We start from the raw sequence: 517 nt of genomic DNA on the forward strand, positions 1-517 counted from the left end.
ACGGCCGTGTGCGCGTCCGCTCTCTGCGGCTTATGCATGACAAACGTTGCCTTTACCCGTTTGGATACCAGCATGTAAGGCACCCAGATGAACAAGGTAATCAATGTCCGTGCCAGCTCTTTTGTCGTGTTGGAGTCGAAAATGGGTTCATCTACGAACACCAGTGAGCACACCCAGGCATCGAGGGGAATGAACACCGCCGACGCAATCACCGTCGCGATATAAACCTTGGGGAATAGATAGTGCTCGGAGATGAAAAGGTAAATGAGGTAGGCGTAGGTGGCGACAAACAACCCATTAATCAGCGCTTCCGACACCAAAATCGGCGCCCACAACGGGTTGTACAGCGTCGTCCCAGGCGTAGACAGCACGGTAAAAGTGCCATCTGCAAAAAGAGGGTAATGCACCGCGAGAAGGCTATAGGCCGTGCGGGAAATCGAGATGACCAGGCCTATTACAATGAGCACGAGCCAGCCTCGTAACCCTCTCAACGCTTCGCTTTCTTGCATGTTGCTCT

General features: G+C 53.0%; 1 protein-coding gene. It reads right to left on the reverse strand.

The annotated features are described in order from the left end of the window. Positions 1–517: DUF2569 family protein (locus OQK_RS01485; RefSeq protein ID WP_016770788.1), on the reverse strand; the 517-nt coding region annotated here is incomplete at both ends.

The sequence above is a fragment of the Pseudomonas sp. R62 genome (assembly GCF_000257605.1).
Taxonomy (GTDB): domain Bacteria; phylum Pseudomonadota; class Gammaproteobacteria; order Pseudomonadales; family Pseudomonadaceae; genus Aquipseudomonas; species Aquipseudomonas atacamensis.